Here is a 23003-nt window from a genome sequence, read left to right on the forward strand (position 1 = left end):
AATGAAATTTTTGATACTGTTATTGTCTTTTTCGTCTTCCGTCTTTTCTTCTACATCGTGGAAGTATGGTGGAATGGAGATGAACGGAACGATTTCAGAAGAGACAGATAGCAATCTTGATATATAAGTCAAGTACAGGTGAGTAGGAGTGGTCTTGCCATCAGCTTCTACAGGACAATCACGCTTTCATTGCAGGGATAAGTTTTTATCCTTGCTGGGTCTTTGCGTATTTTGGTGAACGAAACTTCGGTATAACTCGTTATAACTCCGGAGTACCATGTCTTCTGATAGACAGAATATTATCAATCAGAAGCACTTTCCCGTCCGATAACGTGATTGTTCTTGTCATCTCGTCGTATTTCTTGACTGTACCTGTTATTGACACGTATTTGCCTCCCTCTTTTTGAGCATCAGGTACGTAATGCACGAAAGTGTATTCTTCCTGTCCCGGCACCTGTTCAATGACGCAGGTGAGTTTTCTTGTAAGACTTGCCATCTCATCATCAGAAAGGAGTTTCTTGGGGGTAGTCAGCCTTGCTGTTTCTGCTATCGCTTCGTCATGACCGGTGAGAGCTGCAAACGGGGCAAACTGGGCGGCACGGTTCTCCATGGACATGGGTGTCCTGTTCTTCGATACGTGGTGTGGCAGGTTGATTATGTCGTCATATTTACTCATGGTGTCCTCCAATCTGTTGGTTACGTTCTTTCTGGGTAGCTCCATCTGCATAGTTGATGCCTTTCAGGATGGCATTCTTACCAAACTTCTTCTTTATACTCAGGATGGCTTCCTGACGTCTGCGTTCCTTCTCAGCTTTTTCCAAGTCAGCATTCCGCTGTCTTTCTGACTCTTCGTAATCAGTAAAAAGATCGAGTTGGACGATTTTAGGTTGCTTTTTATACTGCTCCTCATGTACGAGGTGATTCACCGACAGGTTAAGACGGCGCACGAGTAGGACAGGATTCACTATGCGGCCGTACAGTTCAGCCACTTTTTCGGAGATGATACTGCCTGCAGAAGTCGGCTCCTCAATATTGATGGTGCCATGAGCATTGACCGGCACCTGTCTGCCGTAATGGTCGGTTGTAATCTTACCATGGTACTTCTCCCTTATTGAAGGGTTGGTCAATGATTCAATGTCGTATCCGACGGTAAGCACCAACTGGTCAGTGAGCAGCCTCTTGTCCACAAGGTCGAGCGACACACTGTCGGCCATTTCAAGTATCACATTACGGGCCATATCCGTAGTGTAAGCCGACTGGAGAACCTGTCCGGAACTCAATGATTTGCTTTCAGGCTTATAGGCTTTCACATATTCCATGGTAACTGGTTCCCATCCCCAGGCATGGTCAATAAGCAGTTCAGCATTGACTCCAAACATCTGGTACAGGAATCCTTCATGTTCTATAGAGCATCTGGCTACATCACCCATCGTCAGGATATTGTACTGGGCAAGCCGGTTGGCAATACCTTTGCCTACACGCCAGAAATCTGTGAGAGGAGTGTGTTCCCAAAGCAATTTGCGATAAGTCATTTCGTCAAGTTCGGCAATGCGTACACCGTTTTCATCGGGTGGCATCTTCTTGGCCACAATATCCATGGCTACCTTGCACAGATACATGTTGGTACCGATTCCTGCCGTAGCTGTAATGCCTGTATCCGAAAGGACATGACGGATCATCTTCATTGCCAGCTCATGAGCAGTCATCCTGTAAGTCGCGAGATAGGTGGTAGCATCGATGAAGACCTCGTCGATGGAATACACGTGGATGTCATCCGGACTTATATATTTCAGGTAGATGTCGTAGATTCTTGTACTGTATTCTATGTAGTGAGCCATGTGGGGAGGAGCCACCACATAGTCTATGGCCAGACTTTTATTGCTGTCCAGCTCCTTCTTCGAGTAGGATTTTCCACTGTTACCTCGCTGCCTGTTTGCCACACGTACTTTCTCAATCACCTCGAATAAGCGAGGACGACCTCCGGTACCATACTTCTTTAATGCCGGCGAAACAGCCAGGCAGATGGTCTTTTCCGTTCGTGAAGCATCAGCCACGACAAGGCATGTGTCGAGTGGATCCAATCCCCGTTCAACACATTCTACTGAAGCATAGAATGATTTCAGATCTATGGCTATATATTGTCGTAATGGCTCTGTACTCATTATATTTCCGGAAAACGATACAAAGATAACGAGAATCCTCCAAAAATTCCTTAATATTGTTATTGCTTATCAGTTATATACAGCCCATATCTCACTCTTACATGCAGTCCCGGAGTGATTTTCACCTGTTATATGTCTGCCTTTAAGCACATCCGCTGTCGTGTCAGAGGAAAATTTTTCAGCGAAGTTATCTTGGATCTGTCAAACTGCAAGACGTGTCTTGTGAACAATCTTCCTTTAAGTGACAGGCACTTAAAGAGTATTCTTCATGCCATTCTTGCCTTATTTGCCTTCTCCAAACTTCTGATGCAGAAAAATCTTCCCGACACACAGCTGAAAGGCTGTAACAAAAGGGAAATAAATAATTCAGATATTATGACAGTAACAAAATTCAACAATCGTCTGGTAACTCCAGAACTGAGAGAGGCTCTGAGTGATTATCCCCTGTATTCACAGGACGCAAAAGGAAAGGATGCGCTTTGCATCGCAGTGTTTCACCTTGGCAATATCCGTTGGTATATTATGGAAGGACAGCCCGAAGGAGATGACTTCACCCTATATGGTATAGTGGTCGGTCTACATGAAACAGAGTACGGCTACATGTCAGCATCTGAAATGGCCGATGTCACTTATGATGCGAGTAAGTACGGACTCGGCTTATTGAAGATAGAACAGGATAGGAGTTTCAAATCTTGTGCCCTCAGAGAGGTAAAGGATAAAGAACTTCAGTCTTTCTTGTCAAGACTTTATGATGAAAACTAATGTATAACTTAAAAATTGGACAGCTATGAAGATTATTGTTGTGGATTGCGCAAATGTCCGCATCGATGTTTTGAACGTTCCGGAGAATATGGTTGGAGAGGACGTTGAACTTTTCCTTGTAGAGCACGACTACTTCTTGAATAACATTTCATGGATGGCAGTTCCTGCAGATTATGTTCCGGTGCAGTTTCATGAATTTGGCATAGATGAAGAGAATGGCAAGGAGGTACATGAACAAAGGGATACCAGGTTGAAGAATTTTTCAATCTATGATAGCGTGCAGGAGGTAAAGCATCGCGAACAGGAAGAGCTCGTTTCTGCAATTCGCCAATATGGTGAGAAGGTTGCCGATGGCTATGAATGGCACTTTGAGGGTGATTGCCCGATAGTGGCAGCGTATGACTATGATGAGCCTTGTGATGTGGTAATCCTTGCAGTGAGGGTTAGCAATGATGGAAGAATAACCATCATAGGAGATGAGAAAAACGACCGGGGCAATGAACATGAGATTGATGCCGATGATATATTTGCCGGTCACATTGATTTCATTACGTCGGAAATTGAGTGATAAGAACAAAGGAACAGGAGCCACAGGGATGGTCTTCTGTTCCTTTACTCGTTGCAGTCGTACGGTTATAGCTGCTATGCGGATAAACCTTAAACACTCAGATGTCTATTTCCGTAAACCTTGAAAAGCGTCTTCCGTCCCTTTCTATAGTCTCGAAAAACATCTTTTCCGGTCTGACCCAATAAGATTTCTCTCCATAGAGAGCCTGATATACAACCATCCGCTCCTGAGTTTCACTGTCAAAAGCGGAATGGATATATTTATAGGTACCACCCTTGAAATGACGGAAATATCTTTCTTCTTTTTTAGGAAACTCCATCAGCATCTTCATGGCCAAGGGCGCATACCAGGTCTTCACTTCCTGTTCTGTGGGAGTATGCGCACCCGGGAAATGATGGGAATTGTTGTAATGCTCCAGGAACATGGGCTCATAGTGAGCCAGTCTGTCCTGTTCGCCGAATAGTCCCCAGACACGGTCTCTGTAATACGGATTACAGCAGTCAAACTGAATCTTTTCGAGTTTGGCAAACTCTTCGATTAAAGCTTCATCTATGATAAACGTCTGATTGCCGTCCTTGCGTGGGGCTTTGTACTGATGCTCACCGATTCTTTCTTTCAAGAATTTCGTCATCTCAAAGTGCGGATTGCCAAGCAATGCCGGGATGCCGACTATCGGGGCGAGCATCTGCGCAAGAAAAGATCCGCAGCTGTTACCCAGCAGCAGGTCGGGCGATTCCTGTTCAATGATTGAGCGTACCTGTTTTAATGCCTCCTTGGGATGAAGCGGAAGGTCTGGCGTTAAGACGGAGGCATGATTTTCAAATGCTTCTTTCAGAGCAACTGCCATCGGACAACTTCCTGTGGCAAAGAATCCGTGAAGGAAAAGTATCTTTTTCATTATAGTCAGCTTTTATCCATATCTTTCGATGTATCCTCTTCATTTTTCTTTTTGATAGGTCCGGAATGGTTTCCTCTATTGAGTTTGATGCCATGCTTGTTCAGAATACGGAACACAGAACTTCTGCTTTTGAAGCCGCTTGCTCTCCATATCTCATCTATAGGATGACCGGCTGCATACAGATTGATAACTGTCTTTTCTCTGTCGAGCTTTTGTAATTTTGTGGAAGAAACCTTCGGTAATGATGCAATCATCTTCGCCTGCAGGTTCACCATATGCTCGGCAGTCTTTCTCAAAGCAAGTACTTCTTCAGGTAAGGCACCCATCATTTCCAGCACATCCGATGGCTTGGTTTCAGGGAAAAGCTGGTTCTTGGAATCAATCCGGTCGTGTATGCTTATGACGCGAATAGCTTTTACCCGGCAAAATTCCAGGAAAGTAGCCAGTTCCCGACTGCCACGGATGGCATTTGAAAATTTGGGGATAACAAGTTCATCCCCCCTTTGCAGGGCAACCATGAGTTGCTTCCAAAGCGGCCTGTTGCGTTCGTTCTCATCGCACTCCTCTACAATGCGTATACATCCGAAGTTATTCATCCACTCCCTGTCTTCTTCCAGTTTGTCATACTGGGATATTGCCATAATGTAACCTATCTTTGCCATATTATAAAGGTTTTGACTGATAATCAAATAGATGTCTTATCTTGTCTTGAAAAATATATAGTATGATAATTCTCCAAGAGTATAATGAACACGACTCTGATGCAAAGGTATAAATTATATTCATATTGGTAATCATACTGATATGACAGATTTTATAATCGACTTCTTTTTTAACAACTTCTTATTATCAATAGATATGTATTATAAATCATACTATTATGAGTATGAAATATAAATTAGTATAAACTGAATATTTTATACTGACAATGTGGAATTTTATCTATACATTTGCCACATAACAAACAAAATTATGCCAATGATATATAGAAATTTAATCGGTAAGAATCACTGTAGTAGCGGTTTGATTGGTATGTCTGACGCAGGTTCAGGAAAACAAGTGAAAGAAAGTAAATCAAGTGAAAGAAAAAATACTCAAATGAGTTTAATCTTTCACTTGATTTTTTTATGCTCTGTACTCTTGTTTTACTCATGCAACAATCATGAGAAATATGATTTTGAGTCCTCTGATGAAGCTCTGAATGAATACGATAATCTTTATAAGACTGTCAGATCACAGGAAACGTGCAATGCCGAGCAACTTGCCTCATTTATCAATCTGTGGTATGAATGCTCAGACACAGTCTACAAATTTATTCAGAAAGACCCTTCGTTTACGGCTCATGCCGGTCTGACCATGAGGTTTGACAGTATAACGGATTCCATTCGCACGAGGTTGATGGAGCTTGCGGACAACTTTACTCTAAGCGATGTGGCATATGTCAAACTTCATACTTCTATCTATGGTCAGGATAAGGAACTTGACTCATTAAAGCGACATGCAACAGTATTCTTTTCCTCATTGGATAGCATTCCTGTATATACCGGGAATATTAGAGACTTACTTGCCGATTACTCAGAGTTTCTGCTTTCATATAAATTACATGGGGTACACTCAGAAGATGCGCTTCTTCGATTTATCCGTATGGAAGACTTCTTCTTCCGAAGCTTTCTTGCTTCCATTGACGAGTGCTCAGCTTTGGGTATGGCGGATATTACTGATATGACGGCCAATATTTGTGACAGCATTTATAAGGAAGCATCAAATGGTAAAATCAAGGCTGATGAAACTATTACCTATATGTCCATGAGGACAGGCCGCCGTCTGCTTCTGAATGCCAAAGTCTGTCATGAGAAACTGAAACGTGGTATAGTAAAGGATTCGCAATATGCCAATGCTTACTTGTGGATGATGTTACAACCTTATCTCTCGATAGATGCCCTTGCCATAACAATGCTGACACCGGAACAGATTCGGCTTATGACGGATATGGCAAAGGATTATCCGGCTATCATTTCCAGATTAGACAGCAAACACTTAATCGATCGGGATGTGACCACAAAAATACCGAATCAGCTAATTCGATTATACATATCAACCATCTAATCATATAAATATCATGTTACAGGAAGCTATTTTAAAATTCAGATCATCCGGTCCCATATTGTTGCCAGCCATTATTGATAATTACTGGCTTGGGGAAATCAAGACTTACGAAGATTATGCCGTACTTCCTTATGAAGTACACGAACCTCAGCCTCTCGAAAAGGTTTTGGACATGTTTGAGATGAATGCGGATCTTGCCATTCTTTACCACATAGTGCCATCATCCGCTACCGCATACGGACATGAATGCTGCGCCTACTGTTATCCGGTGACGGAACGTATGTTCAAGATAAACTGCAAGACACATACGGACGGTCTTATCCATGAGTTATATGTTACCATCTACAATTCCATTGAGGTTATGTCTGCTGACATTTTTGAAGATTTGCGACTACATGAACGTCGTGGAAAATTCATAGAAAAGCGAGAGCATGTCCAGATAATGAATGACTTCAACTGCGGACTTTGAATGAACAGGAAAACGTATTACCTCATTGCAGACATCATACAGAAAAACAGGACATGGATAAAGGTTATCGGTACAGAAAAACTGGTAGAGATGCGAATACTTCAGGATGGAATGCTGAAGCCGCTGCTGTTTAAAGCTATCACTTTGAAAAGCTACAGGGAACATTACTGTTTCAAGAGGTCCTGTACCTGGAACATCAATGAATACGATTTGAACATGGGTCTGTTGGCTCTCTGCAAAAAAGACCCTTCAGCCTCTGAACGGATTAAGCATGATGCGCTCACTTTGCGTGATGTCGAATACATTATAGAGAAAGCTTCTTTCGGTATAATAAAACTTGAACTTGACGATTATGAATACTAACAGGAAAATTTATGTTTTTTATTTTACAGTCATCCTGCTGGCTGTACTGGCGATGATGGTATTTGACCTGAATATAATAATCAAGGCTATACTGTGTTTCCTCATATTCTCTTGCCTGATGGTTATGAGAAGCATTAAAAGGGCCTATGACCTGGCCGATGATATTGACCCTGATACGTTGGACAAGATGACTTCATTGACTGATGATTATGCCATAGGAGATGAGAAAAGGAATCACGATTCCAATTTGGATTCTTATCTGAATCTTCTCATCGAAACGGATGAAGAACTTTCAAAAGACCCCACTATTGACCAGAAATCGTTCAGCTATAATGTCCGGTTGAACAGGCGCATAGCTGAACGGTTGGAGTCAATCCAGAGAAAAGAGCAGGAACACGTTGAGAATACAAATAACTAAATGAATTCACTATGATACATACATTAACCATCATCCGTTTTTTGTTCCCGTTCCTGCTACTTCTGGCATTTTTTTGCTTATATAAAAAACCGTACCGCTGCATGCAAAGCTTCATGTGGAGGATGGTAGTATTTGACAGTGCAAGAAAATTTTATTTAAGTATTATGATGCTTACACTCATCTTCATCAACTGGTGCTGTTGTATGACAGAGCCCAATCTGGCAGTTGGACTGTCAAGCATCCTGACGCTGGCACTTTTGAACAGAAGGATTGCCGATAGTACCCTTCATATTCTGCATGAAAGGAAACGGTTTTGGCTTATCACACTCCTGATAGCAGTGGTATGTTATGCCACCCCTTATATGAACAGTGTGTTTCAGCTTTTTTTCCTGCTAAGTGTGGCAGCTGTCTTTTATCCGTCTGAAAGAGTCCTTCAGCAGAAAAGCGTACTTGAAGACTGCGACAGTTTTAAAAGCCAGATGGACTGGATAATGAAGAACTACTATTAATGCCACTTACATGTGGAATATATATTCCTTGCTTGCTTTTTTCCCACTTTTTAAATGTAATCTAAAAATGACGCAAATGACTAACAATAAAAACAATTCTTCTCCTGAATTGAATGACCCACAGGGCATAGACCGCTCCCTGTTGGAGTATCTGAAGCCTAAATCAGAGGACCGTTACAGCAAACTGGAAGCCTATTGTGATCTGCTCACCAGAGCGACATCAGGAACATATTCCACATCCGTTGTAGTAGGAAATCTGAAATTACTTCCCGGCCAGTTTATTGCCACCATATCTGAACTTGCAAGGAAGTGGCAATGGCAACGTGCTACAGTCCGTCAGTTCCTGACCGGTCTTGCCAACCTGGGCCATCTAACCATGGAGCAATTCTCAAAAAGCTATGTGTTTTCCGTAAGCCAGGAACAACGCCTTTCTCTCTTTGTTGAGACACCGTCTGATATATTGGACTTCAACGCACTTCAGTTTGTACGGTTCATTAAAGGACGCAACACTGCCGGTCAGGTGGCCCAATCATATAATTGTTATTTCAACAAGGTTATGGAATTGGCGGTAACGGAGAACGACGGAGGCAGACCTGCCCGACATGTTCTCAAACAGCAGGGTCAAGTATTTGACTCGCTGGCAAAGTCCATATTTCAGGTCTTGAAAATGGAGAAGGAAATGCCTGAAGAACTGTCGGATTCCATCGGCCTTCTCTTTGGAAAAGACCATGTATGGGACTGGCAGAAAGTAATAGAAATCCTTGGCATTCTGGCTGTGGCCATACGTGAAAACAGAAAGCCGGGTTATATGGCAGAACCCGTATCCCGTTATACGAAAGCAGAAGTTATTCTCCTTGACTGCATATTTGAATACTACGTATCTGACCCGGGAACATTTTATTATGATGACCCTCCTCGACCTGATTTAAGCCCCGTAGAGGACAGAACGGATGATAAGCCTGGGGGCACTTCCTCTATTGAAAACGGAACGGATTAAACGCCTTATTAACGATGCACGGCATGTCATACGCTTTTATACACTTCGTCTTTGTCCCGCTAACGGATAGATGCAACGACAGGCAGCGTGCTTGCACGTGCCACTTTTTTACAGTCTCGGGAAGCCTAATACCCCGACCGCTATGAAGCGGCGGGAGGGCTGACCAGATAAACAGCAAGCTGGGTCAGTTTTCTAAGTGTGCGTATGACCGCAAAGGAGACTGAAAAAAGGCTCAGAATAACGCAAAAAATAAAATTGTCATTATGGGTACTACATCAAAACAAGTCATGGATATAAAGACTTCCAAAGGGCTCTCACAGACGAGCAATGAGGAGTTACGTGCCTGGACGGATAAAGGATGGGAGCAGGCTATGCGTGAGGGTAACTATGACCGTAGCCGTGAACATCTTAATTTCGAGGTACAAAAAGGTGGCATAGTCACACCGATAGATAAGAAGCGTCCGCTGACAAAACGCATGGCAGAAAACCTTGCGTCACGTGGCATCAAGGATCCGAATGAAGGACTAGCCGAGCCACGTTTCCGGACAGTGGTCAACTTCATATTCGGAGGCTCAACCGACCGTATGCGTGAGCTGGCCTTCGGCAATCAGGTAGTTGACTTTGAGAGCAAAGGAGGTAACGAACATGTAAGGCGTATGCCGGAAATAGAAGAATGGGCACGTGACATTTATCGCTTCGTGGCAGATAAATATGGAGAGGAAAACATCATTTCCTTTATAGTTCACTGTGACGAGAAGAACCCGCATGTTCACTGTGCTCTACTACCGATAGACCAGAACGGCAAGTTTGCTTTCAAGCAGATTTTCCATGGACAGAACCGTCTGGAGTTTAAGAATTATATGCTTGCCCTGCACGACGAGCTTGCGAAGGTCAATGAAAAATGGGGCCTTACAAGAGGGGTGTCGGTTGTAGAATCTGGTGCGAGGCATCGCTCTACTGAGGAATACCGACGATGGCTGGCCAATGCCTGTGTGACACTTGAAGCCCAGTTGGAGAACAACAGGAAGTTGCTTAAGTCTCTGAACGAGGAACTGGCAATAGCCCAGAAGAAACAGAAGTCATTTACGACCATGATTGATAATCTGAAGACGGAGAAAGACCGTCTTGAAGATGAACTTCGTCCTCTTCGGGAAATGCAGGCCAACAGCGAGAGTATCAGTGCAGAGATTGCACGCAAGATTCAAAGTCTCGAATACCAGAAGGCTCAGGTTGAAGCTAAACTGGCAGACAAGGAAAAGAAACTTGATGAGACTAACCGGTTGCTTGAAGCTCTTCGTGAAGATAAGGCTGACATCGAGCAGCAAGCCAGGGAACTGGAAGACAAGGCCAATCAGTCTGAACTTTCATGGGCTCATAACATGAGCTATCACTTGAACGGTGCAATGCTTGACACAATGTCACAGGAGTTCACATCCCGCTATCACCATCTGCCGGAGGAAACAAAATCCTTGTTTAACGATACACTGATCTGCCAACTGGCAGAACAGGGAAATCATGTTGTCATGGTTGCCTTGAACCTTGTGTGCGGTTATGTGGACGATGCTACGACCATTGCCCAGACTCACGGAGGTGGCGGTGGCCCCTCCACTGGTTGGGGAAGGCGGCCGGAAGATGATGACCGTGAGTGGGCACGTAGGTGTCTGGCAATGGCACGCAAGATGTGTGCGCCATCTGTCAAACGGAAGAAGAGAATGTAATGGTAAGCCTGTTGGCTTATGACAGTATCAACGACTATTAAAGTATAAACTATATGAGAAAGAATATTCTTATGCTTTTAACTGGATGTCTTGCTGCAATGACAGTCTCTGCAAGTAACATCCATCACAATACTGACAGCATTTATAAGCAAAATACTTTCAGTCAGGAGCAGATGCTCTTGCCTATGAATCCTACATATCTGAAGAATGTAAGCGAAGCAGCCAACTGGGGTAGAAATTGGTTTATAGAAATTAAGGGCGGGGCTTCAGCTTTTCTCGGATCACCCATTGGTTGCGGTGATGTGTTCGACCGGATAACACCTGCCTTGAAGGTAGGTGTTGGAAAGTGGTTCACACCCGCAATCGGTGGACGTGTAGGTTTCCAGGGACTGACGTTCAAGAACGCTGAGTTCAAATCCATGAAGTATCAGTTCTGTCATGCAGACCTGATGTACAATCTGACTTCAGGACTCCGTCAGAATGAGTACGGACTCTCTCTTTGGGATATTGTTCCTTATGTGGGAGTGGGTATGATTCATAATGCGGACTGGTCTGATCCTTGCTCATGTGGCAGTGGTTCAGATGGCAGCCGTCCGTTCGCCTTTACCTATGGACTGGAGATAGGTTACAGAATTGGCAACAGGGTAAAACTTGTTGCTGGTGTCAGTGGACTGACTACAGCCCAGAATTTTGATAATATGGGTAGCTCTATAAAATTCAAGGATAATATGCTTACGGTCTCAGCCGGTCTCTCCATCACATTAGGAAAGGCTGGATGGAAGCGTGTAGTTGATGCTACACCTTATATCGAGCAGAATGCTTATCTCAAAGATTACATCTCCTATATGAAGGATGAGAATATACGATTGCAGAAAAAAATGTCTAGAGAGAAAGAGGTGCTGACAGTCTATCCCAAGAATAACTATAGTGGGCTTAACTCACTAAGAGCACGGTTGTCCGGGAAAAAGTCTGGCTCACCAGAAAGCAAATCAGGTATTGACGGTATAGCTGAAAATTTGGATGATGATGCAAAAGTCGGTCTTGTAGATACGCATGTACGGACTGGGAACTGCCAGTCAGACTCACTTTTGTCTGCCGGTCAAAATGTATCTGATAATCTTATGTCTGTAAATAATAATGCATTGGACTCAATAGTAAATTCAGGTAATTCAAAGATAACAGTGGGTGTTCCGGTGTACTTCTTCTTCCAGCTAAATTCTGACAGGCTTGTAGATGAATCCCAGATTGTGAACCTTGATGACATCGCTGAAATATCCAAGGCGCATAATTTAAGAGTGACCATATCCGGAGCAGCAGACAGTGCCACTGGTACACAGTCCATCAATCAGGAGCTTGGCCAGCGTCGTGCCAGATATGTAGCTCAAAAGCTTATTGATAGAGGGGTACCTGAAGGTTTAATTCATCTGCACAGTTTTGGTGGAATAGATAAGTTTAAGGCCAATGACTCTAACCGTTTTACGGTGGTCATGCTTACTGAATGATAATAGATAATGCGAAACTTTTGCTAAAAAGTCGTGAGACTTTGATTTGTATTTTATCCATCAAATTATGGTTTACATAGAGAAGGTATGCTCGGATTTTCCTTGCATACCTTTTATATTACCTATTATATTTTTTTCTAAACAACTTCCATGCTCATCCGGTTTAGTTCAATTTGTGTTGATGACAAGGTAATCTGCTGAAAATTGTAAAGCCTTTTATTGTATATTTTGCTACACACATATTAAGTAGCTTGGCATCCTTATCTGATTTAGATCCTAACAGTCGAAAACATAATATTTCTTCGATACTTAAGTTGTAAATCGATTTTTAAAATAAAACTCCTCTGTATAATGATAGGGCATTGTCATTGCCTATGATACAGTTCAATTCCAATTCGCCACAAGATGCCATATAACTGTCATTTACTTAATATGCCAGATTTTAAAGTTATTGGATTCGTGTAAAGTGGAATATGTGAATTTTGTTTTCATATAAATCTGAACATTCGGAATGTAAACACTACCCTAAGCAAAACGAAAGCCGGAATGGTGAAAATATTTCTATTTTTTATAATAGGAACTGATATCACTCAAAATCTTCGTTAGTATGTTCTTAAGATTATATTTTGAGTAAAGGACTTGGCTTTTCAAACGGCCATTATCATTTTTCTTAAACAGTTCACTATATTCTGGAATAATAGATGAGAACAGCGATTCGTTTTGGGTGAAGCACTTATCGGCAAATAATTTTCTTTCTTCATCATTTATGGCATCATAGTGAGTCGGACGGATAAACAGGTCGAATGCATAGCAATCTTCACTATTCCTGTTACCATTGTCATCATAAAAATAGACATCAATGGCAATAGTTCTATTCTCTTCTCCGGGGATTTTGAAATCGAAATACATACACGATTTTTCTTTTGGCCATATAGAAACGCTCCATCCTTGTTGATTTATGGAATCCTTTTTCTCTTTATAATCCAAAAACAAAGATATTGTGCGCAGTTCCATCCTGTTACTGTTATTTCCATTTGCCGATTTTAGCACGATGTCATAATTATTATCGTTCCAAACACACCGTTTTGTATCCATGAACGCCCAAATAGCAGGATACTTGATAAAATAATACCGATGGGAATCTTTATCTTTCTTACGTATATCCTCTTCGAAGTTTGAAGAAATATCAGTAATATATTCTGATAAGACGTTTACTAAATCTTTGCCGGACTTGAATTCAGGGATAAGTAATTTTTTCATCAGCTGTTGTAGGGAGCTTATATCATAATCTTCTTGGGTTATGTATTCTCTCCACTCAGTTAGACCATTGTTGAAAGACCAGCATGAGCTTACTTCTTTCCCAAAGTAATATGGAGGGAAAGACATTAATGCTCTGCGTAAAAGGTAATCCTTTTCGAATTTTGTGGAAAGTCCATTATCATTACCGTCGAATAATTCAAGCAGAACGGATGAATAGCTTTTCACGTTTTCTTTCGACATACAGTCATATCCTTCTTGCTCTTTTAGCATACGGAACAAGATACCTATTCTACCTCTGAAGAATCTTCCGTTCTCCATGTTAATCATTTCATCTTTAAATTCGGGCATAGAAGCCTTTCTGGTTTCTTCCTTCACTTGACTTTTGTTGAATTTATCCAATACATTCTTCACATCATCCGATTGTAATACCGTATATATATTGCTATTCTTACACAGTGTGCTGAAAGCGTCGATGTCTTTAATTATTGAAGGTAAATCCTCACTGCCTATAACAGTATTGAGAATGAGATTCCGCATTGTCCTCATCCAATCAAACAGCTCGGTTTCGCCTTCCTGGTATGCCAACAAAGCATATAATAATGGGAGTGTTCTGCCGAAAGAGCCTTCGCACATACATAGTTGGTAGGTCCTGGATGTTTTTTCGGAATCGGATTCTCCAATGTAAAGCTGCATCTCATTAAATTTTTTACAATATGATGTCAGCGTGTTAAGCTTATTATAAGCAAATTTAAAGAAGCCGGGTGATAGCAAGTTAAGACGCTCAAACCAGGTGAGCGGGAAATTGCCTGCTTTCTGCAGTCTTTCTATAACAGACTTTATCACATCCTTGACTTCGGTCTTTTCATTCTTTCCGAAGAATGAGGTCAACTCCTCGTATAGAAGCGTTTCTTCATCCTTTATTCTGATTATCGTATCAAGGAGCTCGTCATTCTGGATATGATAGAGTATGAGGAGATTGTATAAACAGTACAGCTGTTCATCGTCAATCTCTTCAGGATGTTCCTGCTGGCGGTTCCGGTTATCCCAAAACATATCCGCCCACTTATTGTCCATTTTCATTTTCCAATCCTCAGCAAAAAACAATCCAGCCACATTTTCATCCATAAACGACTTTAAATTTTCGAAAGCAGACAGCTTTCTTCCTCTACCGTTCATCTTGATGTATATGTCATCGTCTAAACCGTTTCTTTCATCCATTTGTAGAAATGCAAAGGTAATACCTGGAGTTGCCGATACGACCAAACGATTCCATATTGAATCAAAATTCTCTTCGTTTATCTTCCTATGAATGAATTTAAGTGTTGCCAGCATATTCCTTACACTTGTGTTGCTGAGCCAGGATTGGATGAACCAGTTTTGATTGACGATCACTTTATCCAATGAATCGGCATCGTTCTCTTTGACCAGTTTCTCCAAATGAAGGGACAGCCTTTCGCAAAAGTCTTCGGCATATTCTCTTGAGGCAAATCTGATATTTATATTAAATTTATTTTTACATTGTTTTCTTGAATACAGATATAGGTAAAGAAGCCAAAGTGTAGTAAGACGCTGTTGTCCGTCTACCGGTACAAAACATCCGTCTTCCTCATATCCGTATATGTAGTTCAGGTCCTGATTGGTTTTGAGAAGAGAATCTAAGAATGGCACTATCACATCTTCTCTGCCTCCCTGTACATAGTCACGCTGTAGTAGGGGTATCAGTATGGTTTTACTGTTGAATGACTCGATGAAATTCATAGCTTTTATATTTTTTCGTTGTTGAAATAATATCCGAGCTTCTGCTCCATGTCTTTTACATAAAAATCGGCATCCTCCTGCGTCCAGGCATTAAGCGATAGTTTGTTGGTCTTGTTATATGCTTTGGTGAAGACCTGTCGTGTGCATGGAGGGATATAGCGAGGTGTGAGTGAGCTCTCGAATTTGTCGCTTTTATCGGAAATGCCATCGGCAACAATTATATATCTCCGTTTGCGAGGAAATAAGGCATTATGATAACTGCGGTTAGTGCTGCTGTCTAGAAGAGTAAGATTCCCAATCTGCATTTTGTCTTTCCCGTCAGGAGCGTTGTCTTTTATAGAGTCCGTTTTATCATCGTATTGTCGCATTATGGCTGTATACAAACGGTTAAAGTCTTCACGTTTTTCACTTGTACTGTATATCATTTCCAGCTCTTTTATTTTACTGTTTTCATCTTTGGTGTATTCATTGCCTAAATCTTGCTTTATGCTTTCTAGCCAGGCTTTTCTGTCTGCAGAATTTCTGAAGTCGGAATCTGTATTCGATGAAATGTGTTCTATGTCCCATGACTGCCTGTGAAGAAGCTCGAACGGGAACTTTTCATACTCATTTTCGAGACTTAACCGTTCGTCTTCATGCAGCTGTTCAAATCGCTGGAGTATTGTTTCGATGTTATGCATCAGGAATAGAAGACGTAAATCTTTTTTATCGCTATAGTAACTGTATTCTGTAATGGCTTTATGTTTTCTGGTAAGTATAGTCTTGATTTCGCTTCTTAGTCTGTTGATAAATTCAGAATGAGTAAGTTCCCTGTTAAGTGCAAGCCATCTTGTTATATTGTTGATAGGATTCCTGTTTGAATTATACGTGAGGCCCCCAATGTAATGGTAGCTGTAGATGTTATCATACATGTCTTTCAATCTTAGAAAAGTATGTCGTACAGCTTTCCATTTCTGCGATAAATTTTCCTTCTTAGAGTCATTGAAGTAATTTCTGAACGACCATCTTGAATCAATGTCATAGTCGCTTTGTTTGCATCCAGCCACAAGGTTGAACAAGAAATCCATCCTTGTTTGTCCTTCCCGCAGTTCATTGCCGTTAATCATATACCAGAAATGGTCGTTCTGCAAGTCACGTTCCATTCTTTCGAATATGGCAGCAGCCTCCATCCGTTCAACTTGAGGCAGTCCTGAAACACGGTTGAGCAACAGAGCCTTGATAAGGTCTGTATTTGTCAGATGTATCTTGCCGCTATTCAGATTTCTGAAAGTTTCATATTGTCTGGCTCTTTCTACCTCATACCATATTACTTGCAATGACTTCTGATCCTTGGGGCGTTCAAGCAAGTCCCTGAAGGATTGCTTAAGTTTGTCATCCAAAAAAAAATCAGAAATATAATGATATGCTGTATAGATATAAAAGAAGTCGATATTCTTATCCGCTGTCTTTTCGTTTTCCGAAGCAATATTTTTCAGGTATTCACTTCTTGACGGAATGTTACTGTCGTCACGATCATATTCAAATGTGTAAGGTTCATTACCGTACAGGTACATGTGTAGAAGATATAGGGTTGTAAGTCTTTGTTGTCCATCAATGACACTGTACCTTTCATCGCCCAATGGTACAATGGCCAATGGTTGCAGACAGTACACTCTTTTTGATTCCTTATTGCATGATATAAATTCACGCAAATCGTTCAGAAGTTCTTCTACATTTGATTTAGTCCATTTATATCCACGCTGTTGATATGGTATATGGAAAATCTTTCCTTTTAACTCCGAAAAGGCTTTTAAATGTATTTCTTTTTTATTTATATCACTCATAATGATATGATTTAAAGGTAAAAGTTTTTTTTGATTTATAAAATCTCCCTCGCAATCCAGGCACACGCTTCGGCATCGGCAAGGGCATGATGATGGTTCTTCAGCTGATATCCGCAAGCTTCGGCTACAGTGTGGAGCTGGTGATTGGGCAAACAGGGTAGAGCCCTGCGTGAAGCACTGAGTGTATCATAAAACTCATAGCAGGGATAATCCATCTGATATACCCGGAACACTGCTTTCAGGCATCCTTCATCAAAAGGACGGTTGTGGGCTACCAATGGCAGGCCTTCTATGAGAGGTTCTATCTGCCGCCACACCTCAGGGAAGACAGGGGCATTATCAGTGTCTTTACGTGTAAGTCCATGTACCTGTGAACACCAGTAATTATAATAATTTGGTTCCGGGTTTATCAGTGAGTAAAAAGTGTCTGTTATTTCTCCGTCCCTTACTATCACTATGCCAACGGAACACACTGATGAGCGTTGGTTGTTGGCTGTCTCAAAATCTATTGCTGCAAAATCTTTCATTCGCTGATATTATATTTGTTATACATTCTTTTAATCTTTTCCGCCAGTTCTTTACGTAGCCATGTCGGAGCAAGGACTTCCAGATCTTCACCATTCCAAAGCAACTCCTGCTGAAAATCAAAAGTCGGACGGAGGTAGTAAGTGAATATACTGTATTCTTCATTACATTCGGTTTCCTCTTGTGACTCATGAAGTTTCAGGTCGCGCAGATAGTTTGCCTGTCCTGCGCTGACCTTTAATTTTACGTGTTCTTTTGGAATGTTATTGTCGGCTATGATTCCAAAGCAGCCGTCGAAGAACTCTTCGGCTGACCAACCTTCAGGCATTTTAAATGTTTCCTCTCTCTTTTGCAGATACGTAATACGGTCGAGGCAATAGATTCTTGGTCCCTGTTTGTGATAATAGGTATAGGTACTGCGTGCCACCAGATACCATCGCTGACGAAAAAGCTTTACACAAAAAGGTTCCACATCAAAATTATTTTCTTCGTCTTTCCAATAACTGTGGTATGTTATATTGAGAATCTGATTTGATTTCATCGCTTCAATAATCTTCTGAAGATATTCCTGGCCAGAAGGGACGTATTCCAGCAAGATTCGGTCTTTTATGCTTTGGCTCTCGTCCAGCGCGTTGCTCACACAGAAGGTGTTGTAAATCCATGAACGGAGACCATTCTTGCTGATGTCCTCTTTATTCATAATATAGTAGCGGTATTTGCCCTTGCCTTCGTTCTCAATAAATAGTCCGAACATATCCTGGATGGCATATCTCCAGTTGTCGAACGTGCGTTTGGGAATTTCCACTCCCTCACTAATCTCACTGTCAAGCCATAGGCTGTTAAGTTCCTTAAAAGATATTCTGTCGGCCTTATAAATGGTATCTATAATCCAAACGTATTTACTTAATAAGCTTTGTGCCATACTATTCTGGGTTTTATTTATGGCAAAGTTACTTAAAACCTACGCCAAAATATTGCGTAGGTATCTTTTTTTGATAGAAAATAGAAGGTTATGCTATAAATCGGCGTAGCTTTTAATCAATTTTGTAGCGTAAACTTCAAAACCTTTCAGAAATGAATTTTTCTTCAAGAGATTTCGTAGATACAGTTCGCAATGAATCGGATATCTATAAATTGCAGGGTATGTTGCGGAGTGTGGAAAGTGCTGTCAAGTTGCATGTTGGCACTGATCCTATGGACTTCTATCTGCGTCACGTTGGCGGGCAGGAAATGAGGACTGTTGAGAGTCTTGTCATGAGTAGAAAACTCGTTTTGGACAAAATGTTTCAGGCCACTCAACGTGAGATGGAGATTTTTGTAAAGCAGAACAATCGACTTCTGGATTTGACTAACCAGATGTATCATCGTACTGCTCAGATGTATCGCATGTCGTTGGCCAATATGAACATGTATCTTGATGGTGACGATTGTGATGTGGAAGGCAAGTTGGTATATTCATACAATGACTGCGACTCGGTATTGAAATATGAGGAGGATAGGATTTACCAGTCTGATTTTGACTATATGATAGAATTGGTCAGTCTTTTGATGGAGAAAAGCAGACATCGGGTGGCAGAGATAGAAAGTGCAATTGTATCGTACAGACCTGGATGTAACCCTTCGATGACAGATGAGGAACTGGACTGTGTAAATACTTTAGACGACGGAGAAACATGGGCAGAAGGATGTCTGATGAGGCCAGAACTGGATTCAATCTGTATTTGCCATGCAGTGCACGACATTTGTACCCATAAGGATTATTCCATACCGGATTTGCTGCGTATGGATGATTTCTTTGTAGATGTATGTATTACCAACAGTGCTCGTAATAAAACTGAATATGATGGAGAATAATGGACAATCAATGGCAGAAATAATGAAAGACCTGTATCGTAAAAGTTATAGGGAGGCTGCCAAAGTAATAGTGGCAGGTGGACGTGACTTCACCGATTATGAGTTTATGAAGGAAAGCCTGGGACATTTGTTCGCTCAAGAGGATTTCTGTGGTGATTCTGATATAAAAATCATTTCGGGAATGGCTGATGGAGCAGATACGCTTGCCATCCGCTTTGCCGATGAATTTGAACTGACAAAGATTCTTTTCCCAGCTAATTGGAAGCTGCACCATCGTATGGCAGGCTTTCTCAGAAACGAAGACATGATGGAAATAGCCACACATCTGGTGGCTTTCTGGGATGGTAAGTCCAAAGGAACTCAGCATATTATTGAGCTGGCTAAGAACAAGGGCATTCCTTATAGGATTTTTATCTATAATCAAAAATAATAATATCACAATGGATGGAGCGAAGAAATTAACGGGATTAGAATTAGACAATTATCAGTACCCCTTGGCTGATGTTTCACATCTGTCTGAGGAAGAGAAGAAGGAACTTTTTAAACGTGGAATGTGTATTCCTAAGCAACTTAAGTCTGACGATGAATTTGAACAGTGGGTTTCACTCTATGCCTTAAGGGAGGCTCAGGATCCTTATGCCTTTTCTTCTGAAGGGGAACAAGTATGCTTAGATGAAAATGAGAAGGAACATCTCATGGTGGATACAGCATCGTATCATCGTGCCATGTGGTATCATAAGAAACGTTTCAGCGCTTGGGCCAAGGAGGAATTACAGCCGTTGATTGATGAGTTGGTTGAAGCCGCAAAAACTGCCCCTCAATATGACTGGCGCTTTCTTTACGAGTTGGAATATTATAAGTTGCGTTGTATGAGGGCGTATTTCTCTCATTCATTGATTGTTGACGGAAATGGAAATTTCGGTTTTAATAAATGGATTGACCTCTGTATTCTTCTGTTGCAGCACATTAAAGAGAATGGGATTCATATCACTGAAAACCAGCTTCAGCATATGAATATTCGCAATGTAAAGGATATAGTGAGACCATCTTTGATGAGCAATTATATGGATGTACACTCATCAGTTAGCAACAGATTTCAAAAAGATCAAAGAGCAATTTATGAACGTGACATTTATATACGAAAGATGGAAAGACTTTATTATAAAATACGACTGAATAAGCTGAGGGAATGGTGGGAGTAATAGCTACTCCCGGTAAAAGCCTTCAATTGAGGATGAGATGCAAAACGGCTTTTATCCTCATATTTGAACTATCTGTTATAGCCATTCCAAAGAGCATATTATCGTAACCCAGTAATTCCCTTATTTTTATTCTGAAGTTTTCCAGTTCCTCATCGGCCAATGGATAACGGGAGGGAACCGAAAGATAGAATATGGCATTATTGTATTTCTTTAGTTCAATCTGTTGGTATTTTATAATGGATGTGAGAATATAGTCCAAACGGCCCTCTACATTGGATGTTACTGACCTGTATTCATATCTGGTGTCATGTTGAACACCCAATAAAAAGGCAACATCCTTTTCCCTGAAGCTGCTGCCGTTTACTGTCAGCTCTGCTATCGTCTTTTCTCGCTGAATCATCTTCTCCTGATATTCCTGTCTCTTTTCCTACCTGTAAGCGCGTTTGCGCTTTGAACGGTTATGCTTTACGTTAACGGACAAAGGATGTTTTTCTGTTATGATTCTGCACCTCTTCCCCGACGGAGGCAGGTAAGCAATTTTAGGCTGCCTCATTCATCAAATTAATGGTGAAGTGACAGCCTACTAATCGTCTATAGAATTACCTCCCTCTATGAAAGTAGTGCGTCTCTTCTTGTGCGACAGTTTCCATTTTCTGTTCCTGTTTTCCAGTAATGGACTTGACATCAGCAGTGGCGTTATCAGGCAATCCGTAACGGGTGATGTTCTGTCTGACTTCTTCAGCAGTGACTTTACGCATCACATCATAGGTTCCTCCAACAGACGGGTTATATACCACGGCATAGTGTTCGTTCTCCACCAACAGGTCATCTCCACGGTATTTTGTAGGAGACAGGTAAGTGTTGGACAGGTCTATGGCATCACCGGCATCGTACTCAATGGCTTCCTTCAATAGTGCCTCATAATCGCCCTTTTCTTGTAGCTTGTCAAGTCTGTCTGTGTCTTCACCCATTTGAAGGTAGGCTACAGAAGCATAGTACACAGGCTCTTGGCTATTACTTTGGACTACTTCTATGTTTTGTTCCTGGTCAATTTTCTGTTGCATGGCATCAATACATTTTGTAATCATACTTGATGCCTTTTTCACATCTGTCAGTGTAGTTTTGATGAATTCCGGAGATTCATTCAAGCTGTCAAGCCAGCTTTTGAGGTAACTGGCACTGTCTTCTTTCAGATGCTTGGTCATACCATAGCGTTGTGCAACGAGGGCTGCACTTAGCTCGGCCACAAGCTCTTCCCGGGCATACTCCTTACTACCAAAGGACGTTGGCTGTAGTCTTCCCAACTGATTCTCTGCTCCTGTGGAATGGGCCATCTCATGCCCCAGGTTGGTATAGAATGACTCACCATCCTTGAACTGCTTTTTCTCAGGAACGACAATCTCATTCTTTGAAATGCTGTAGTAGGCATTGTCTCCGTAGGTAGGCTTGATGGGGCATATCCATTCGTTATCCTTTATCATCCGGTCGATAGGAGCAAAGGAAAAATCCTCACCTTCAGATTGTGGACGTATCTGTTTTCCTTCATCAGCAAGTTTCTTATATAAATCAGGACGAGCTTCCTGAAGATTGGTCTGGGCCACATTGAACACGTTATATACCTGAAGCTTTGGATAGACGTTGTAGCCTTTCTTTTCTTCTTCACTCAACAGTTTATAGTCATCGTATTTAATTTTTTCTTTTGTCTCTTTATCGACAACAGTGAATGTCGTGATGAACACCGGGAAACTCTTTTCTCCTTTCAGAATGGAAACCTTTGGCAATTCCTGCCCATTGTTATCCTTTATTTGCTGACGGACTCCCTGCTTGTCTTTGGTATAGTTCAGACCGGCTACACGGTCAAAAGTACAAAATACAGGCAGTTTATATCCCTGTTTCTCACAGTGCATCATGAGTAAGAGTGCATTCATTCCATTGTATTCGCGGCCAGAAAGATTTCTTGGCCAAGAGATGGATTTATCTGTAAACCAAGGCTTCTTCCAGTCATTCTGCAAAGTCTTGATTTTCTCAATCATCATCTCTGCGAATTTGTCCAAGGCCTTATCTTCACTGCTACGGCCATCTGAATTATAAATCTTTTTACCTGTCATA

The 23003-nt window shown here is 41.5% G+C and carries 23 protein-coding genes; 13 read left to right on the forward strand and 10 right to left on the reverse strand.

Going from position 1 to position 23003, the window contains the following annotated elements; all coding sequences use genetic code 11:
- Positions 1-259 precede the first annotated feature (259 nt).
- The gene (locus HMPREF0999_RS08140; protein ID WP_010183964.1) at positions 260-676 is read right to left on the reverse strand and encodes a hypothetical protein; all 417 of its coding nucleotides are present in this window, start codon (positions 674-676) and stop codon (positions 260-262) included.
- The gene (locus tag HMPREF0999_RS08145) at positions 669-2162 is read right to left on the reverse strand and encodes a DNA methylase (protein WP_009275653.1); all 1494 of its coding nucleotides are present in this window, start codon (positions 2160-2162) and stop codon (positions 669-671) included. Before HMPREF0999_RS08145 ends, HMPREF0999_RS08140 begins: the two co-directional genes overlap by 8 nt.
- A gap of 222 nt (positions 2163-2384) precedes the next feature.
- On the opposite strand from HMPREF0999_RS08145, the gene HMPREF0999_RS08150 reads away from it, so the two are divergent.
- Positions 2385-2924, forward strand: a complete 540-nt coding sequence (locus HMPREF0999_RS08150) for a DUF2958 domain-containing protein (protein ID WP_010183962.1) — start codon at positions 2385-2387, stop codon at positions 2922-2924.
- A 25-nt stretch (positions 2925-2949) separates the two neighbouring features.
- Positions 2950-3492: a hypothetical protein gene (locus HMPREF0999_RS08155; protein WP_009275654.1), complete on the forward strand. Its 543-nt coding sequence runs from the start codon at positions 2950-2952 to the stop codon at positions 3490-3492.
- Between the two features lie 97 nt (positions 3493-3589).
- Here HMPREF0999_RS08155 and HMPREF0999_RS08160 read toward each other — a convergent pair whose 3' ends face one another.
- Together HMPREF0999_RS08160 and HMPREF0999_RS08165 are read right to left on the reverse strand one after the other, a co-directional pair.
- Positions 3590-4390, reverse strand: coding sequence for a YqiA/YcfP family alpha/beta fold hydrolase (locus HMPREF0999_RS08160; protein ID WP_004312129.1), 801 nt, complete (start codon positions 4388-4390; stop codon positions 3590-3592).
- Between the two features lie 5 nt (positions 4391-4395).
- Positions 4396-5052, reverse strand: coding sequence for a recombinase family protein (locus tag HMPREF0999_RS08165; RefSeq protein WP_004312130.1), 657 nt, complete (start codon positions 5050-5052; stop codon positions 4396-4398).
- A 310-nt stretch (positions 5053-5362) separates the two neighbouring features.
- On the opposite strand from HMPREF0999_RS08165, the gene HMPREF0999_RS08170 reads away from it, so the two are divergent.
- The 8 genes from HMPREF0999_RS08170 to HMPREF0999_RS08205 all read left to right on the forward strand — a co-directional run bounded on the left by HMPREF0999_RS08170 (position 5363) and on the right by HMPREF0999_RS08205 (position 12472).
- Positions 5363-6496: a hypothetical protein gene (locus HMPREF0999_RS08170; RefSeq protein ID WP_009275655.1), complete on the forward strand. Its 1134-nt coding sequence runs from the start codon at positions 5363-5365 to the stop codon at positions 6494-6496.
- Positions 6497-6668: 172 nt separating this feature from the next.
- Positions 6669-6965, forward strand: coding sequence for a hypothetical protein (locus HMPREF0999_RS08175; protein WP_232306303.1), 297 nt, complete (start codon positions 6669-6671; stop codon positions 6963-6965).
- On the forward strand, positions 6966-7328 hold the full coding sequence (locus HMPREF0999_RS08180; protein WP_005939535.1) for a hypothetical protein: 363 nt from the start codon (positions 6966-6968) through the stop codon (positions 7326-7328).
- The gene (locus HMPREF0999_RS08185; RefSeq protein ID WP_009275656.1) at positions 7318-7746 is read left to right on the forward strand and encodes a hypothetical protein; all 429 of its coding nucleotides are present in this window, start codon (positions 7318-7320) and stop codon (positions 7744-7746) included. Before HMPREF0999_RS08180 ends, HMPREF0999_RS08185 begins: the two co-directional genes overlap by 11 nt.
- An 11-nt stretch (positions 7747-7757) precedes the next feature.
- Positions 7758-8255, forward strand: a complete 498-nt coding sequence (locus tag HMPREF0999_RS08190; RefSeq protein WP_005939539.1) for a hypothetical protein — start codon at positions 7758-7760, stop codon at positions 8253-8255.
- 76 nt (positions 8256-8331) lie between these two features.
- Entirely contained in the window at positions 8332-9252 is a 921-nt protein-coding gene (locus HMPREF0999_RS08195; RefSeq protein ID WP_004312135.1) for a hypothetical protein, read from the forward strand.
- A 263-nt stretch (positions 9253-9515) separates the two neighbouring features.
- Positions 9516-10970 carry a MobV family relaxase gene (gene mobV / locus HMPREF0999_RS08200; RefSeq protein WP_009275657.1) on the forward strand — a complete coding sequence of 485 codons (1455 nt, stop codon included), beginning with the start codon at positions 9516-9518 and terminating at the stop codon, positions 10968-10970.
- A gap of 53 nt (positions 10971-11023) precedes the next feature.
- Positions 11024-12472 carry an OmpA family protein gene (locus HMPREF0999_RS08205; RefSeq protein WP_009275658.1) on the forward strand — a complete coding sequence of 483 codons (1449 nt, stop codon included), beginning with the start codon at positions 11024-11026 and terminating at the stop codon, positions 12470-12472.
- 561 nt (positions 12473-13033) lie between these two features.
- On the opposite strand, the gene HMPREF0999_RS08210 is transcribed toward HMPREF0999_RS08205, so the two are convergent.
- From HMPREF0999_RS08210 to HMPREF0999_RS08225, 4 genes are read right to left on the reverse strand one after another with little or no spacing between them, the layout of a single operon-like run.
- A complete protein-coding gene (locus HMPREF0999_RS08210; RefSeq protein WP_009275659.1) occupies positions 13034-15490 on the reverse strand; it encodes a DUF262 domain-containing protein in 2457 nt (818 codons plus the stop codon).
- A 5-nt stretch (positions 15491-15495) separates the two neighbouring features.
- The gene (locus HMPREF0999_RS08215) at positions 15496-17313 is read right to left on the reverse strand and encodes a DUF262 domain-containing protein (protein ID WP_009275660.1); all 1818 of its coding nucleotides are present in this window, start codon (positions 17311-17313) and stop codon (positions 15496-15498) included.
- A gap of 35 nt (positions 17314-17348) precedes the next feature.
- Positions 17349-17840, reverse strand: coding sequence for a 3'-5' exonuclease (locus HMPREF0999_RS08220; RefSeq protein WP_004312141.1), 492 nt, complete (start codon positions 17838-17840; stop codon positions 17349-17351).
- On the reverse strand, positions 17837-18760 hold the full coding sequence (locus HMPREF0999_RS08225; protein ID WP_004312142.1) for a WYL domain-containing protein: 924 nt from the start codon (positions 18758-18760) through the stop codon (positions 17837-17839). Before HMPREF0999_RS08225 ends, HMPREF0999_RS08220 begins: the two co-directional genes overlap by 4 nt.
- Positions 18761-18912: 152 nt before the next feature.
- Between HMPREF0999_RS08225 and HMPREF0999_RS08230 the strand changes: the two genes are divergently transcribed.
- Genes HMPREF0999_RS08230 through HMPREF0999_RS08240 form a run of 3 tightly spaced genes read left to right on the forward strand, consistent with a single transcriptional unit; the run spans position 18913 to position 20894 of the window.
- Positions 18913-19692: a hypothetical protein gene (locus tag HMPREF0999_RS08230; RefSeq protein WP_009275661.1), complete on the forward strand. Its 780-nt coding sequence runs from the start codon at positions 18913-18915 to the stop codon at positions 19690-19692.
- Positions 19679-20122 carry a DUF2493 domain-containing protein gene (locus HMPREF0999_RS08235; RefSeq protein WP_010183953.1) on the forward strand — a complete coding sequence of 148 codons (444 nt, stop codon included), beginning with the start codon at positions 19679-19681 and terminating at the stop codon, positions 20120-20122. Before HMPREF0999_RS08230 ends, HMPREF0999_RS08235 begins: the two co-directional genes overlap by 14 nt.
- Positions 20123-20132: 10 nt before the next feature.
- Entirely contained in the window at positions 20133-20894 is a 762-nt protein-coding gene (locus tag HMPREF0999_RS08240) for a hypothetical protein (protein ID WP_009275662.1), read from the forward strand.
- A 22-nt stretch (positions 20895-20916) separates the two neighbouring features.
- Here HMPREF0999_RS08240 and HMPREF0999_RS08245 read toward each other — a convergent pair whose 3' ends face one another.
- Positions 20917-21294, reverse strand: coding sequence for a hypothetical protein (locus tag HMPREF0999_RS08245; protein ID WP_009275663.1), 378 nt, complete (start codon positions 21292-21294; stop codon positions 20917-20919).
- A 199-nt stretch (positions 21295-21493) separates the two neighbouring features.
- Positions 21494-23002, reverse strand: coding sequence for an ArdC family protein (locus HMPREF0999_RS08250; protein ID WP_004312146.1), 1509 nt, complete (start codon positions 23000-23002; stop codon positions 21494-21496).
- Between the last annotated feature and the right edge of the window lies 1 nt (position 23003).

Source organism: Parabacteroides sp. D25 (assembly GCF_000307475.1).
GTDB lineage: Bacteria > Bacteroidota > Bacteroidia > Bacteroidales > Tannerellaceae > Parabacteroides > Parabacteroides distasonis.

Excerpts from the sequence above, each read along its gene's own strand:
- HMPREF0999_RS08140 (WP_010183964.1), bottom strand. The coding sequence starts at position 676 with ATGAGTAAATATGACGACATAATCAACCTGCCACACCACGTATCGAAG.
- HMPREF0999_RS08145 (WP_009275653.1), bottom strand. The coding sequence starts at position 2,162 with ATGAGTACAGAGCCATTACGACAATATATAGCCATAGATCTGAAATCA.
- HMPREF0999_RS08155 (WP_009275654.1), top strand. The coding sequence starts at position 2,950 with ATGAAGATTATTGTTGTGGATTGCGCAAATGTCCGCATCGATGTTTTG.
- HMPREF0999_RS08160 (WP_004312129.1), bottom strand. The coding sequence starts at position 4,390 with ATGAAAAAGATACTTTTCCTTCACGGATTCTTTGCCACAGGAAGTTGT.
- HMPREF0999_RS08165 (WP_004312130.1), bottom strand. The coding sequence starts at position 5,052 with ATGGCAAAGATAGGTTACATTATGGCAATATCCCAGTATGACAAACTG.
- HMPREF0999_RS08170 (WP_009275655.1), top strand. The coding sequence starts at position 5,363 with ATGCCAATGATATATAGAAATTTAATCGGTAAGAATCACTGTAGTAGC.
- HMPREF0999_RS08175 (WP_232306303.1), top strand. The coding sequence starts at position 6,669 with ATGTTTGAGATGAATGCGGATCTTGCCATTCTTTACCACATAGTGCCA.
- HMPREF0999_RS08180 (WP_005939535.1), top strand. The coding sequence starts at position 6,966 with ATGAACAGGAAAACGTATTACCTCATTGCAGACATCATACAGAAAAAC.
- HMPREF0999_RS08185 (WP_009275656.1), top strand. The coding sequence starts at position 7,318 with ATGAATACTAACAGGAAAATTTATGTTTTTTATTTTACAGTCATCCTG.
- HMPREF0999_RS08190 (WP_005939539.1), top strand. The coding sequence starts at position 7,758 with ATGATACATACATTAACCATCATCCGTTTTTTGTTCCCGTTCCTGCTA.
- HMPREF0999_RS08195 (WP_004312135.1), top strand. The coding sequence starts at position 8,332 with ATGACTAACAATAAAAACAATTCTTCTCCTGAATTGAATGACCCACAG.
- mobV (WP_009275657.1), top strand. The coding sequence starts at position 9,516 with ATGGGTACTACATCAAAACAAGTCATGGATATAAAGACTTCCAAAGGG.
- HMPREF0999_RS08205 (WP_009275658.1), top strand. The coding sequence starts at position 11,024 with ATGAGAAAGAATATTCTTATGCTTTTAACTGGATGTCTTGCTGCAATG.
- HMPREF0999_RS08210 (WP_009275659.1), bottom strand. The coding sequence starts at position 15,490 with ATGAATTTCATCGAGTCATTCAACAGTAAAACCATACTGATACCCCTA.
- HMPREF0999_RS08215 (WP_009275660.1), bottom strand. The coding sequence starts at position 17,313 with ATGAGTGATATAAATAAAAAAGAAATACATTTAAAAGCCTTTTCGGAG.
- HMPREF0999_RS08220 (WP_004312141.1), bottom strand. The coding sequence starts at position 17,840 with ATGAAAGATTTTGCAGCAATAGATTTTGAGACAGCCAACAACCAACGC.
- HMPREF0999_RS08225 (WP_004312142.1), bottom strand. The coding sequence starts at position 18,760 with ATGGCACAAAGCTTATTAAGTAAATACGTTTGGATTATAGATACCATT.
- HMPREF0999_RS08230 (WP_009275661.1), top strand. The coding sequence starts at position 18,913 with ATGAATTTTTCTTCAAGAGATTTCGTAGATACAGTTCGCAATGAATCG.
- HMPREF0999_RS08235 (WP_010183953.1), top strand. The coding sequence starts at position 19,679 with ATGATGGAGAATAATGGACAATCAATGGCAGAAATAATGAAAGACCTG.
- HMPREF0999_RS08240 (WP_009275662.1), top strand. The coding sequence starts at position 20,133 with ATGGATGGAGCGAAGAAATTAACGGGATTAGAATTAGACAATTATCAG.
- HMPREF0999_RS08245 (WP_009275663.1), bottom strand. The coding sequence starts at position 21,294 with ATGATTCAGCGAGAAAAGACGATAGCAGAGCTGACAGTAAACGGCAGC.
- HMPREF0999_RS08250 (WP_004312146.1), bottom strand. The coding sequence starts at position 23,002 with ATGACAGGTAAAAAGATTTATAATTCAGATGGCCGTAGCAGTGAAGAT.